General features: G+C 63.1%; 10 protein-coding genes and 1 tRNA gene. 8 read left to right on the forward strand and 3 right to left on the reverse strand.

The annotated features are described in order from the left end of the window. Nucleotides 1-33: 33 nt before the first annotated feature. On the reverse strand, nucleotides 34-1,665 hold the full coding sequence (locus tag AC3WN8_RS27215) for a M20/M25/M40 family metallo-hydrolase (protein ID WP_492672652.1): 1,632 nt from the start codon (nucleotides 1,663-1,665) through the stop codon (nucleotides 34-36). Between the two features lie 103 nt (nucleotides 1,666-1,768). Here AC3WN8_RS27215 and AC3WN8_RS27220 point away from each other — a divergent pair. After that, nucleotides 1,769-1,854, forward strand: a tRNA-Tyr gene (locus AC3WN8_RS27220). A 194-nt stretch (nucleotides 1,855-2,048) separates the two neighbouring features. After that, the gene (locus AC3WN8_RS27225) at nucleotides 2,049-2,459 is read left to right on the forward strand and encodes an EF-hand domain-containing protein (RefSeq protein WP_492672653.1); all 411 of its coding nucleotides are present in this window, start codon (nucleotides 2,049-2,051) and stop codon (nucleotides 2,457-2,459) included. Nucleotides 2,460-2,632: 173 nt separating this feature from the next. On the opposite strand, the gene AC3WN8_RS27230 is transcribed toward AC3WN8_RS27225, so the two are convergent. After that, on the reverse strand, nucleotides 2,633-3,571 hold the full coding sequence (locus AC3WN8_RS27230; RefSeq protein WP_492672691.1) for an alpha/beta hydrolase: 939 nt from the start codon (nucleotides 3,569-3,571) through the stop codon (nucleotides 2,633-2,635). A 356-nt stretch (nucleotides 3,572-3,927) separates the two neighbouring features. Here AC3WN8_RS27230 and AC3WN8_RS27235 point away from each other — a divergent pair, with 356 nt between their 5' ends. Both AC3WN8_RS27235 and AC3WN8_RS27240 read left to right on the forward strand, forming a co-directional pair. Continuing rightward, the gene (locus AC3WN8_RS27235) at nucleotides 3,928-5,043 is read left to right on the forward strand and encodes an NAD(P)/FAD-dependent oxidoreductase (protein WP_492672654.1); all 1,116 of its coding nucleotides are present in this window, start codon (nucleotides 3,928-3,930) and stop codon (nucleotides 5,041-5,043) included. Between the two features lie 175 nt (nucleotides 5,044-5,218). Next, the gene (locus AC3WN8_RS27240; RefSeq protein WP_492672655.1) at nucleotides 5,219-8,035 is read left to right on the forward strand and encodes a TonB-dependent receptor plug domain-containing protein; all 2,817 of its coding nucleotides are present in this window, start codon (nucleotides 5,219-5,221) and stop codon (nucleotides 8,033-8,035) included. A gap of 110 nt (nucleotides 8,036-8,145) precedes the next feature. On the opposite strand, the gene AC3WN8_RS27245 is transcribed toward AC3WN8_RS27240, so the two are convergent. Further along, nucleotides 8,146-8,784, reverse strand: a complete 639-nt coding sequence (locus AC3WN8_RS27245; protein ID WP_492672656.1) for a helix-turn-helix domain-containing protein — start codon at nucleotides 8,782-8,784, stop codon at nucleotides 8,146-8,148. Between the two features lie 180 nt (nucleotides 8,785-8,964). On the opposite strand from AC3WN8_RS27245, the gene AC3WN8_RS27250 reads away from it, so the two are divergent. From AC3WN8_RS27250 to AC3WN8_RS27265, 4 genes are all read left to right on the forward strand, one after another. Next, a complete protein-coding gene (locus AC3WN8_RS27250) occupies nucleotides 8,965-9,945 on the forward strand; it encodes a delta(1)-pyrroline-2-carboxylate reductase family protein (RefSeq protein WP_492672657.1) in 981 nt (326 codons plus the stop codon). Between the two features lie 292 nt (nucleotides 9,946-10,237). Beyond that, nucleotides 10,238-12,532, forward strand: coding sequence for a TonB-dependent receptor (locus AC3WN8_RS27255; RefSeq protein ID WP_492672658.1), 2,295 nt, complete (start codon nucleotides 10,238-10,240; stop codon nucleotides 12,530-12,532). Between the two features lie 64 nt (nucleotides 12,533-12,596). Continuing rightward, nucleotides 12,597-13,184 carry a helix-turn-helix domain-containing protein gene (locus tag AC3WN8_RS27260; protein ID WP_492672659.1) on the forward strand — a complete coding sequence of 196 codons (588 nt, stop codon included), beginning with the start codon at nucleotides 12,597-12,599 and terminating at the stop codon, nucleotides 13,182-13,184. Then, the gene (locus AC3WN8_RS27265) at nucleotides 13,181-13,486 is read left to right on the forward strand and encodes a cupin domain-containing protein (protein ID WP_492672660.1); all 306 of its coding nucleotides are present in this window, start codon (nucleotides 13,181-13,183) and stop codon (nucleotides 13,484-13,486) included. Before AC3WN8_RS27260 ends, AC3WN8_RS27265 begins: the two co-directional genes overlap by 4 nt. Nucleotides 13,487-13,494 lie beyond the last annotated feature (8 nt).

The raw sequence follows: 13,494 nt of genomic DNA on the forward strand, positions 1-13,494 counted from the left end.
GGCTGGGACGGGCGATGGCCGCGGCGTTTCATATCATTCCTTGCTGTCGTCGTGATAGCCGAACGGATCGGTCGGCGTGGGTTTGGTGGGGAAGGGCGGGCGCGGCAGCGATTCGGCGCGGTTCGCGGCATTGAGCAGCATGCTTGCCAGGATCACCGCATTCTGCCGCAGGTCTTCGGCTTTCAGATGGTCGAACGTGTCGACGCTCGAATGGTGGGTGCGGGTGCCATAGTCCAGCGGATCCTGGATGAACTGGAAACCGGGCAGGCCGACATATTGCATATAGACATGATCGGTGGCGCCGGTCTTCGCGATCGCCACCGTGTTCGCACCCATGCTGGCAAAGGGGGCCAGCCATTCCTTGAAGATCGGCACGACCGCCGGGTTGTTCTCGGCATAAAGGCCGCGGAAACGGCCCGAGCCGTTGTCCATGTTGAAATAGGCGCCAAGGTCCTTGTGGCCGGGCTTGGGCGTGATCGGCCAGGCCTGGCGCAGCAGGATCGCTTCCTCGCGCGTATTGATGCCGCTCTGCGTGATCGTCGGGAAATTGGCGAGATATTTGCCGACGTAGGAAAGCGATCCGCGCAGGCCTTGTTCCTCGCCGCTCCACAGCGCGAAGCGGATGGTGCGCTTCGGCCGCACGCCCAGCTTCGCCAGGATGCGCGCTGCCTCCATGATCACGGCGCTGCCCGCGGCATTGTCGGTCGCGCCGTCGCCGGCGACCCAGCTGTCGAGATGCGCGCCGGCCATCACATAGCCGGCCGAGGGATCGCTGCCGGGGATATCGGCCAGGATATTATAGGCGTTCAGATCCTCGTCGTGCCATTTCACCTGGCTGTCGATCGCGATCACCGGGGCGGGGCCGGCCTTGGCCAGCCGGGCAAGGCGCCGATAGTCCTCGGCGGCCAGCTCGATGCCGGGCACGGCGGGTGTCTGGTCGACGCGAAAGGCGACGCTGCCCGTGCCATGGACGAGCTTGCCGTCGCGATAGGCCATGCGGACCCAGGCGAGCGCGCCTTCCTGTTTCAGGAACGCGTCCATCTCGCGCGCGAAACGGGCCTGTTTCAGGTCGTCCTCGACGGTGTCGGGCGTGTATTTGGGCTGCTGGAACGCATCGAGCTTGGTCAGGTCTTCGGACGACAGCCGCTTGAATGGCGGCGAATCGGGTTCGGATCCGGTGTCGGGCAATGTGATCATCACGATCTTGCCGGCCAGCTTGCCGCGCCATGTATCGAAATCGCGTGCCTTGCGCAGCGGCGCCACGATCACCTCGGCGCTGATCGCGCCGTTGGTGCCCGGCGTCCAGGCCACCGGAATTGCGGTGAGCACGATGTCACGCGGGCTCGTCATCCGCACGCTCGACGCGGTGATCGACCAGCCGCGCCCGAATTCGAACGGATCGGCGCGCACGTTCGACAGGCCGTAACGGCGGAACTGTTCCTGCGTCCATTTCTCCGCCGCGCGCATCGCGGGCGAGTTGGTCATCCGCCCGCCGATGCGATCGGTCAGATATTGCGCGGTCTGCATCACCTCGCTGTGGTTCAGCCCCTCATCGATGATCCGGTTGGTTTCGGCCGACGCACCTTTGTCGGGCGCGGATTTCTGGGCATTTGCCGGGACGATGGCGACGGACGCAAGCAGCAGCGCGGCAAGAACATGACGCATGAAACGGGATCTCCCTCCTGGATGAGTGACCGGTAGGCCGCGGCACGGTTGACAGGCAAGCCCCCTTTCGTCATTGAGCCGCCTTCCTGACATCAGGCGCCCTGGACAGGTGGCCGAGTGGTTAAAGGCAGCAGACTGTAAATCTGCCCGTGCAAGCGTACGCTGGTTCGAATCCAGCCCTGTCCACCATCCTTTGAAATCGAAATGTTTCACCCTCTCCTTGAGGGTGAGTGGCGTGATGGCCATCCGCTCTCGGCGGTGGCGCGGGGCGCCTCCACTCAAACGGTCAGTCTCTCGGTCCTGCGCGCGATGATTGCCCCGGGGCCATTCACGTTTCCGACAGCCGTACGGCGCCAGGGTGACGTTTTACGAGGGAATGACCCATGATCCGGACCGTGGCCGCTGTGTTGTTGGCGTTCTGCGCGCAGGCCGTCCTGTCCTCGCCGGCCGCTGCACAGTCTGCGATCGCCCTGGGGGAACGCCCGATCAAACGGACCGAGGTCGTCGTCTTCGTCAAGCGACAGTTCGCCCAGATGGACACCAATCATGACGGGTATGTGGAGCCGGCGGAATTCGAGGCGTATCGCGCGGCCCAGGGCGACAAGGCCGGTGCCGGGCTCGGCTATATCGGTCGCCGCTGGTTCGAGCGTGCGGATAGCAATGGCGACGGTCGCGTGACGATCGAAGAGGCGCAGGTCCGGCCGCTGCAATTGTTCGACATGGCCGACGTCAATCGCGACGGCATTGCAAGCCTCCAGGAACAGTCGCTCGCAACGCTTTTCGTCGGCAAATAGAGCATTTTCGAGTTGACCGTTTACGGTCAACGGCTCGGAAAATGCGACCGCGAAAGATAGGAGCGTTTCCGCTCATTGTGGAAACGCTCTGGTCTCGGCCCGGCCATTTCGTTTGCGCTCCTTCCGGAGCGATGTGTCGTTCGGCGGACTCATCGATCGACTCGATAAGACCGTCAGCGGCTACCGGGCACCTGGACTGCTGGTGAGGCGGTTTCGACCAGCGGCTTTCCGGACAATGCGGCCTCGAAAAAGGCGATGCTCTCGTCCAGCACCGGCGCTCTGCCGCGGAACGGCTTCGAGATCGCCATGATGATGTCGTTGTGCGTGCGTCCGGGATAGATGCACAGGATTGTGGTCCGGTTGCCGAGCGCCCGTTCGCGTGCGGCGAGCGCTGTGGAATTGCGCGGCTTGACCTCCGTGTCGGCGTCGCCCGTCGCCAGCCACAGGGGCGGTGCGTTGCGTCGCGCGAAGCTGATCGGCTGGGTGAGGCGCGGATCCGGCGCATTCCCCATCGCCGCGATCGCGCGCGGTGAATCGAACGGGTAGAAATCATAGGGCCCCGCCAGCCCGGCCACGGCGCGGACACTCGCCGGATCGACCCCGGCCGCCGTCAGGTAATTGTGGTCGAGCGCGAGCATCACCGCGATATAGGCGCCCGCCGAATGACCGGCGAGCAGGATCCTGTCGGGATCGCCGCCGAAACGCGCGATATTGTCGCGTGTCCAGCGGATCGCGGCGGCGCCATCCTCGATAAAGCCCGGAAAACGGACCGCGGGAACTTTGCGATAATCGGCCAGCACCACGACGAAGCCGCGCGCCGCATAGGCCCTGGCGACGAAGCCATAATCCTCTCGACGCCCCTTCACCCAGGCGCCGCCATAGAAGAAGACGAGCACCGGTTTGGCGTGGCCGGCAACCGGACTTGCGGACCAGATATCGAGGCCGCCATTCTCGCCGGGCCTGAACGCGGCCGACGCCACACGGCTGACACCGGCGTCGCCGGGAAAGGCCATGTCGAGGACGTCGAGTGCCTTGGGCGGCGAATAAAGATAGATCGCCCCCGCTATGGCCGACAGGGCGAGCACAAGCCCGATGACGATGAGGATGATCATCCTCGCCAAGATATGCTGCCCATGATCCGCCGCATCGCCCGCATCTCCCCTCGCTCTCCACCCTATCCGAGAAGCGGTGTATGGAGCGAGGGCTATCGGGCGGAAATATGGGCCTTACCTGTGGTCGGCGCCGGTTTGGTCGACCGGCAATTGCTCCCGCTTATCGGGTTGCTGGCGCGGCCGGACCAGGAATGGGCCGACAGCGCTTGAGTCATATTCGAAAATAATATTTCGAAAACGAATATAGCGCGCTATGAGTCCGGCTCGAGCGGGCGTCTTCGGCACATTGCCGTGAAGATCCCGGAGCAAGGATGGTGAAGTGATCGATAGCGTCTTTTCGAAATCGAGCCGCTCTTATGGTTGAGCGGAAGCGTGTTTTGATCGTCGGCGGGGGCATAGCCGGCATGTCGCTCGCCTATGAGACGGCATTGTCGCATGACGTGGTGGTGGTCGAGGCGGAGCGCGCCGCGGGCTATCATGCGACCGGGCGATCGGCGGCGATGTACGTTGCCAATTACGGCAATGCCGCGATCCGCGGTCTGACCCGCGCGAGCCGGGGCTTTCTCCGGACTCCGCCGACCGGCTTTGCCGAGACCCCGATCCTGCGCCCGCGCGACACGCTCTATATTGCGAGCGAAGACCAGGCGGCGGCGCTGGCGCGGCCCGAATATGAGATGCTGGATCTGCTGTCCGCCGATGCGGTGAGGATATGTGCGCCGCTGCTGCGTCCGGGGGCGGCGGTGGCGGGCAGGATCGATCGCGAGAGCGCCGAGATCGAGGTCGATCTTTTGCATCGATGCTATGCGCGCGGCGCCAAGGCGCGCGGGATGCAGCTATCGGTCGATGCGCGCGTCGAGGCCGCGGACTGGACGGGCATGTCCTGGTCGGTCCGGACCTCGGCCGGCGTCTATTCGGCCGATATCGTCGTCAACGCTGCCGGCGCCTGGGCCGATACTGTCGCGCGCATCTTCGGTGCCGCGCCGCTTGGCCTTGTCCCGATGCGCCGCACCGCCATGCTCGTCGATCCGCCCCGGGGCCTCGATCTCGATGCATTGCCGATGGTGATGACGGCCGAGGAAGAGCTTTATTTCAAGCCCGATGCCGGGCTCCTGATGGTCTCTCCCGCCGACGAAACTCCGGTCGATCCGTCCGATGTCCAGGCCGACGAATGGGATGTCGCCGTCGCGATCGACCGGCTGCAGCGCTATTGCGACATCGAGGTGCGCCACGTCCGGCATCGCTGGGCCGGGCTGCGGACATTCGCGCCCGATCGGACCCCCGTCATGGGTTACGACACCATGCAACCCGGCTTCTTCTGGTTTGCCGGGCAGGGTGGTTACGGCATCCAGATCGCGCCCGCATTGGCTCGGCTGGGTGGGATGCTTCTCGGAGACGACAAGGTCGCGGACGCCGCCAGCCGCGAATGCCTCAAGCTGGCCGATTTCTCTCCGCAGCGCTTCGCCCAACCATAATCCGAAAATCCGTTCTGAGGAGATCTCCCGCAACCGGATTATTGCGAAAACGATAGAATATGCGAATACGAAAAAAACATTTCGTATAATGAATTCTCGGTGATATCGTCAAAATGACGGGACTCGGGAAGCGCCGATCGGCCCGTGCGCATTCGAAGCAAAAAAGGGGAGAAGCATGCGATCGAACACAAGCCTGACCGTGCGTTGCCGGTCGACGACATCCTTGAGCGCGATCCTGTTCGCGGCCCTGGCTGTGCCCGGCATTGCCCTGGCTCAGGATCCGGCCGCGCAAGCTGCCCGGGCGGCCGCGGATGACGAGGCCGAGCAGGCCCAAGAGATCACGGTCACCGGTTCGCGCATCGAGCGCAGCGGCTTCGTCGCGCCCACGCCGACATCGGTGGTCACTGCCGAGGAACTCGGCATGGCCGGCGTCACGACGATCGGCGATATCGCGCTGAAGCTTCCGCAATTTCGTTCGGGGCGCAGCTCCTTTGCCTCGCATACCGGCGGCAATGTCGGCGGCAATTATTTCAACCTGCGCGGCCTGAGCGGATATCCGGGGCCAAGCCGGACTCTCACTCTGGTCGATGGCCGCCGGCCGACCCCGACCGGAAATGACGAATCCTTCGACGTGAACGTGATTCCGTCGGGCATCATCGATCGCGTCGAGATCGTGACGGGCGGCGCATCCGCCGCATATGGCTCAGATGCCGTGGCGGGCGTCGTCAACATCCTGCTGCGCAAGGATCTGGTGGGTATCGAGGGATCGGTGCAGGCCGGCCAGACATTCCGCTATGCCGATGCGCGAGAGATCAAGGGTACGCTGAGCTACGGCACGCGGTTTGCCGACGATCGCGGCCATGTGATGCTGTCGGGCGAATATTACGACAATAAAGGCATCGGCCAGGTGAACTCGCGCAAATGGGCCAAGCCCAATTGGGGGCTCATCGCCAATCCCGCTTATGCGCCGGGCAATGGCCAGCCCGCGGTGCTGATGGGCCGCGACGCGCGCATGGCCAACGCCACCTATGGTGGACTGATCGTCAACGGCGCGCTGAAGGGAACCGAATTTCTGCCCGGCGGGATTCCGGCGACGTTCGATCCCGGTATCGCCAGCGTCGGTGCGGCGGGCACGTTCGGCGGTGACGGCCCCAATGTCGGCGCGACCTTGAAACTGCTGGTGCCGACCGAGCGGATCACGCTGTTCGGACGTGCATCCTATGATCTGAGCGATGATGTCACCCTCTGGGCCGAGGGCGGCTATGCCCGGCTCTATGGCGACGACCGCGCGACGATCCCGTCGTTCAATTTCGGCAATATCGTCATCCAGCGCGACAATGCCTATCTGCCCGAATCGCTGCGCACCGCGCTGACCGCCGCCGGCCAGACCAGCTTCGCGATGAGCCGGCTGAACTCCGATTTCGGCTTTTACGGCAACAGCGCGCTTTCGAAGCATCGCCAGGTTTCGGCGGGGCTCACCGGCAAGTTCGGCGGCAGCTGGAAATGGGATGTCAGCGCCAGCTACGGCAAATATGATCAGCGCCAGAATTATGTGAACGACACGATCACCCGCAATCTCGCGCTGGCGACCGATGCGGTGCTCGATCCGGCCAGCGGCCGCATCGTCTGCCGCTCGACGCTCACCGCACCCGGCAATGGCTGCGTGCCGATCAACCTGTTCGGTTCGGGCTCACCCTCGCAGCAGGCGATCGATTACGTCACCGACGATTTCACGCATCGGCAGCGCGTACGCCAGACGAGTGTCGCCGCCAGCATCCAGGGCGAACCCTTCTCGCTGTGGGCCGGTCCGGTCTCGGTCGCGGTCGGTGGCGAGTATCGCGACGAGACGGTGTCGCTGACCGTGGCGCCGCTGACCGCGGCGTTCGGCCACGGCATCTTCAACGGCCCTTCGGCGGGCCCGGGCACGATCAAGGTCAAGGAAGCATTCGCCGAAACCGTCGTGCCGCTGCTCCGCGATGTGCCCTTCTTCAGGCGCCTCGATCTCAACGGCGCGATCCGCGTGACCGACTATAACACGACGGGCACGGTCGCCACCTGGAAGGTCGGCGTCACCAACGAGATCACCAGCGATCTCCGTCTGCGTGCGACCTTGTCGCGCGACATCCGCGCGCCCAATTTCAGCGAGCTCGCGGCGACCGGCGCCGCCAGCTTCTTTCCGGTCATCGATCTGAATGGTGAGGCGGTGACGGTCGCCGTGCCGACCAACCCCAATCCGTTCCTGCGGCCGGAAATCGCCAAGACGCTGACGGTCGGCCTCGGCTATCAACCATCATGGGCGGGCAATCTGCGTATCTCGGTCGATTATTTCGACATCAAGATCGACGGTGCCATCACCACGCTGACCGCGCAGCAAATCATCAACGGCTGCGGCGGCGGTCAGGCCGATCTCTGTTCGCGCCTCGTGCGCGATGGCGCAGGCAAGCTGACCCGGGTGATCAATGGCCGGTTCAATGCGCAGACGCTCCAGACCAACGGCGTGGATATCGAAGTCGCCTATTCGTTGCCGCTGGAGCGGATTGCCGCCAAGATGGACGGAAAATTGGGGTTCCGGGGCAGCGCCAGCTATACCGACAGCTATGAATCTCGGTTGCTGGGACAGGTCATCCAGTCGGCCGGCGTCATCTTTCCGCACTGGAATGCGACGGGCGCGATCACCTATTCCAACGATAGCTGGGATCTCCAGCTTTCGGGTCAGTATGTCGGCAGCGTCCAGTATAATGGCACGCCGGGCAGCAGCCAGCCGATCGGTCTGAACGTCGATCGATTCCCCGATCGCTTCTATCTCGACGCCTCGTTCCAGCATCAGCTGGTCCCGGGCGTCCAGATCTTCGGCAATATCGAGAATCTGCTCGACAAGGACCCGCCGATCATCCCGACGTTCGTGGGCCCGGTCAGTCCGATCGCATCGAACTATACGCTTTACGACCCGATCGGCCGCCGCTTCACGCTCGGGGTACGGTTCAAGATGTGAGCGCGACCGGGACGGCCGGAACCCGAACATTCCCGTCATTCCCGCTCTCGCTGGAATGACGGGATTTGGTCCAATCCAGCCGGATCAGGCTCCGGGCGTCGGAGGCGGCGTCATACCGGGCCGCGAGGGGCGTCGATCGCCGGTTCGGCGGCGCGTGACGAGATCCAGAGGATTTCGGCTTCGGTCTCGCCGACCGAGGTGCAGGCATGACCGATCGTGCTGTCGAAATAGCAGCTGTCCCCCGCTTCGAGGCGGGTCGGCTCATAATGGTCGGTATGCAGTTCGACGACACCGGAGAGGACATAGATGAACTCTTCCCCGTCATGCCGGGTCAATTCGGGAAAATCGCGGATATCATGGGCGTTGATGGTCGCGCGCAACGGAATGAACTGCTTGCGCGCCAGATCGGGGCATAGCAGCTCATAGTCATATTGCGGCGACGAATAACGGCTGCCCTGATCGCTGCGCGTGATGCTGCGGCGTCCCGACATGGCGGGAAGGGTGGCGCTGCTGTCGAACAAGGCGGCGAGGTCGACGTTGAGGCCGTCCGCCAGCCGCAGGATCGTTTCATAGCTTGGCGAGAGTTGCGCATTCTCGATTTTCGAAATTGTCGAGGGCGCCAGCCCGCTTCGGTCGCCAAGGCTTTGCAGCGTGTCCCCCGAGCGGCGGCGAAGCTCCCGCACGATCGCCGCGAAACGTTCGGCTTTCTGGGCATATCGTGCGTCCATCGCGGCTTCGTTGCTCGCCATCCAATTTCCTAAACTAAAGATTGTTCGCTGATCCGAGTTTCTAATCAGCCTCTCGATCTTCCGCAATCTGCGCCCAGATCGCGATTTTTGAAGGATTTTTCGATCAGGCGCGGCCTGTCCGATAATTGACTATAGGAAAAATCATTCACTATACGATATTCGGCAGTGGAAGGAGTCGGGATGGCAGCTTTGTTCGAGCAGACGGTCAGAGAAAGCGCTGCTGCTGCGTCCAACGCCCCGGTGTCCGCCATTCTTTCGGCGGAGCATACCGCTGCGCTCTTGCCCTACCGGCAATTGGTGCCGGCATTGCGGCAGGCGGCATCGGACCTGCGCAGCGGCGCGCTGCTGGCGCCGCACCGGCTGACGGTGGCGGGCAATGATGGCGCGGTGATGTGCATGCCGGCGCTCGCCGGCGATATCGGTATCGTCAAGACGATCACCGTTCACCCGGAAAATCGCCATAAGGGGCTGCCGAGCATCCAGGGCGAAGTCGTCATATTCGACGCCGGGACGGGCCGTCGGCTGGCCTGGCTGGATGCGGCAACCGTCACGGCCCGGCGGACCGCGGCCCTGTCACTGCTCGGCATCGAACGCGTCGGACCGGCTAAGACCGATCGCGTTCTGCTGATCGGCACCGGCGCCCAGGCCCATGCCCATGCCGACGCCTTTGCTGAACATCTCGGCATCCGGCATTTCGGCATCGCTGCCCGGGATGTGGACAAGGCACGATCCTTCACGGCCGATCTGACCGCGCGTTTCGCGCATGTCGACGCGCAAGCGATCGACCTGAGCGCGCTCGATCGATCGGCGCTTGCGGGATATGACGTCGTCGTCGCGCTGACGTCGGCGCTCTCTCCGGTCGTTCCCGAGCATGTGCCGGCGGAGACGCTGGTGATCGGGGTCGGCGCCTATCGTCCGGACATGGCCGAGATCCCCGCATCGTTGCTGCACGGGCGCCGGATCATCGTCGATCACCTTCCCGGCGCACGCACCGAAGCCGGCGATCTGATCCGTGCGGGCATCGACTGGGATTCGGTGATCGATTTTGCCGAGCCCGAGCTGCCGGCCAGCGCGGGCAATGGCTGGGTCGTCAAGACCGTCGGCCATGCGAGCTGGGATCTCGCAGCGGCGCGCACGGCCATCGCATCACTGGCGGATTGACCGGGGCCTGAGCCCACAGCGCGCGCCGCCGATCGCGCCGCATATTACAGACCATCGCACGATCGGTCCGTCGCCATCCGACAGCATGGCCGGATCGATCGCGACGCGTGCTGCCCCGCGACCATATGCAAATTTTTTGAGCGTCAGCGGACGGTCATCGACAGCGTTGGCCGGGCGAACCGCATCATATCATAAGATTTTTTGTATTACTCAAAATTTGAGTTGACGTGAATGTTTGAGTTTGTGACTTTGATGCCCAGAGAGATCAAGAATCATCGCCAAGGGGGGTCAAATGAAACCATCAGTCCGGGTCGCGTGCCGTTCCGCCATGGCGGTCATGCTGTGCGGTGCTTCGCACATCGCCATCGCCCAGGAGCAACCGGCCGACGACGGAGAGATCATCGTCACCGCGCGATTGCGGTCTGAATCGCTTCAGGACGTGCCGGCCTCGATCTCGGTCTTCGGTGCCAAGGAAATCGAGAACGCCAAGATCGATCGCCCCGCCGATTTCGTCGCGCTGACGCCCAATGTGACGTTCAATACCGCGCAGGATGCCGGAACGACCTATCTGGTCGTACGCGGCGTGACCCAGGTGCCAAATGGCGAGACGCCCGTCGCAGTCTCGGTCGACGGCGTGCTTCAGACCAGCGCGTTCCAGTTCAACCAGGAACTGTTCGATATCCAGCAGATCGAAGTGCTCAAGGGGCCGCAGGGCGCGCTTTACGGGCGCAACGCCATTGCCGGTGCGATCAACATCACCACCAAGCCGGTCACCAACGAGTATGAAGGCCGCGTGGCGTTCGGTTATGGCAACGGCAATGCGACCCGCGCCGAGGCATCGGTTTCCGGACCGATCGTCAAGGACAAGCTGCTGTTCCGCGCCGCCGTCTCGCATCGTCAGGCGGATGGCTGGATCACCAACACCTTCCTCGACAAGAAGGTCGACGATTTCCGCAATTTCACCGGCGATCTGAAGTTGCTGTTCAAGCCCAGCGACGTGCTGAGCTTCGACCTGCGCGGTCATTATGGCCGCACCACGGGCGGGGCCGCCTATTTCGTGCGATCGAGCAACGCCAATCTGAACGGCACCGTCATTTCCGACGCGCATGGCGTCGCCAACACCGTCATCGCGCCGACCAGCAACAATCTCGGCTATAACCGCCGCACACTGAAGAATATCTCGCTGAAGGCGGAATATGACACGGGCATCGGCATGCTGTCGTCGATCACGTCCTATGACGAGATCGCGATGCTGACGACGTTCGACGGCTATGATTATTCGGACAATCAGAACTGTTTCGAACTGACCGCGCCGCTATCGACGCCCTATCGCTGCGCCGTGCCGCGGATCACATTCGGTGGGCTGGGCGGCGGAACGCCGTTCTTCGTCGCACCGTTCAACACGACGTTCCAAACCTATGGCCAGAAGAATTTCAGCCAGGAAATCCGTTTCACCAGCCCGTCGGACAAGCCGTTCCGCTACATCGTCGGCGCCTATTTCCTGAAGCGCAAGCGCAGCCTGGTCACCGCGACGCAGGAGGACAAGGGTTTCGGCATCATTCCGCAGCTCGATTTCAATCCGGCGACGCCGAACCAGACCCGCGCCTATTTCGAGGAACGCAACGACGACAAGGCCTATGCGGTCTTCGCGCAGGCGAATTACGACGTCACCGATACGATCGAACTGTCGGCGGCCATGCGCTATGATACCGATCACCGCGAACAGACCGATCCGCGCCCGGACATCTACCGGCTCGACGGGCTGGGCCGCCCGATCACCGATCCGCGCACCCGATCGCAGAAGTTCGATTCCTGGCAGCCGAAATTCACCGTCAATTATCGGCCGATGCGGACGCTGTCCTTTTACATGAGCTATGCCAAGGGTTTCCGCTCGGGCGGTTTCAATGCCGCGGGGACCGAGTTCGATCCGTATAGCGGCAGCCGTATCGCCGACCCCATCTTCCGCAAGGAAATCTCCGAGAATTACGAAGCCGGTTTCAAGGCGCAGCCGTTGGGGCGGACGCTCTCGATCAGCGGTGCCGTCTTCCGCACCGAAGCCGACGATCTCCAGGTCTTCAACTTCAACGGCGCGGTCAACGCGCAGATCGTCAACAATATCGACAAGGCGCGGATCACCGGCGCCGAACTCGAGCTTCGGGCCTTGCTGCCCGCCGGTTTCGAACTGGTCGGCGGCGTCGGCTACATCGATTCCGAGATATTGCGCTACGATGCGAGCCCGATCACCGAGGGCAATCAGCTGCCCAACATCACCAAGTTCAAGAGCAACGTCTCGCTACAATATTCGGCCGATCTCGGCGGCGGCCTCGGCCTGCTGGTCCGCGGCGACTGGGAGCATCGCGGCAAGACCTATTTCCACGAAGGCGGCACCGCGATCGGCGTGCCGGTGCGCGATGCGCTCGATCTGTTCAACGGCCAGATCCGCCTCAATCTCGACGGCGGCTGGAGCGCGTCGCTCTGGGGCAAGAACCTGTCGAACAAGAGATATTACGACAAGGTTGTCGTGCCCGACTATAATTTTCAGGCACGTCCACGCAGCTTTGGCATCGACGTCGTCAAGACGTTCTGAGCGCATGCCGGATGTGGAGCATGAACAGTTGAAAGGCCGCAAGACCATGGTGAAGGCAAATGCGTTGGCTCCGACAAGCGATCCGATGATGTCGTTCGGAGAGCTGCTGCGGAACCGCCGCAAGAAGCTGCGCCTCACGCTCAACGAGGTGGCGCTGCAATCGGGCCTGTCGGTATCCTTCATATCGCTCGCCGAACGCGGCAAGGCGACGCCGTCGATCGTGTCGCTGTCGCGGATCGCTCAGGCGCTCGACGTCAATATCAGCTATTTCCTGGCGCCGCCGCAGACCAACAACATCATGCACCGGGCGGCGGAACCGGAATATTATCCGCTCGACTCTCCGGTGACCTACATCCGGCTCAGTGCCGGGCATGCCAATCAGAAGATGGACAGTTTCATCTTCGTCATTCCGCCGGGGCCGATCTTTCCGCGCGTCCACCGCGACGGCGAATCCTTCTATTATGTGCTCGAGGGCGAGCTGCATTTCGAGGTCGGCGACGACGGTTTCGATCTCGGCCCGGGCGACAATCTGCATTTCGACGCGCGCCACAGCTACACGATGCAGAATCGCGGCGAACAGCCGGTGAAGGTCCTCTGGGTCGGCACGCCCGTGCTGTTCCCGCCCGGCGAGGATGCGGAGACCCCTGCGTGAAAGTGTTTCCCGCGATCCTGGCCGAGGATGGCGATGCGGATGCGGCCGATCATGGCACAGCGCGTTGCCGCACCATCATATCGAGCTTCGCTGCCGGGCTCCGCATCCCCGAGACCGGATTCAGCACCCATGACGTGACCGAGATATCGCTGATCCTGTCGGGCGTGTTCGATCTCGAAAGCGGCGGCCAGAGCGCGCGGCTGAGCGCGGGCGATCTCGTCATCGTCCCGCCCGGCGAACCGCATTTCTTCCATGTTCGTGCCGACACACGGATCTTCACTTTGACCATCGGCGACGCCTGACCGGCGCG

Source organism: Sphingobium sp. FW305-3-2-15-F-TSA7, assembly GCF_058787155.1.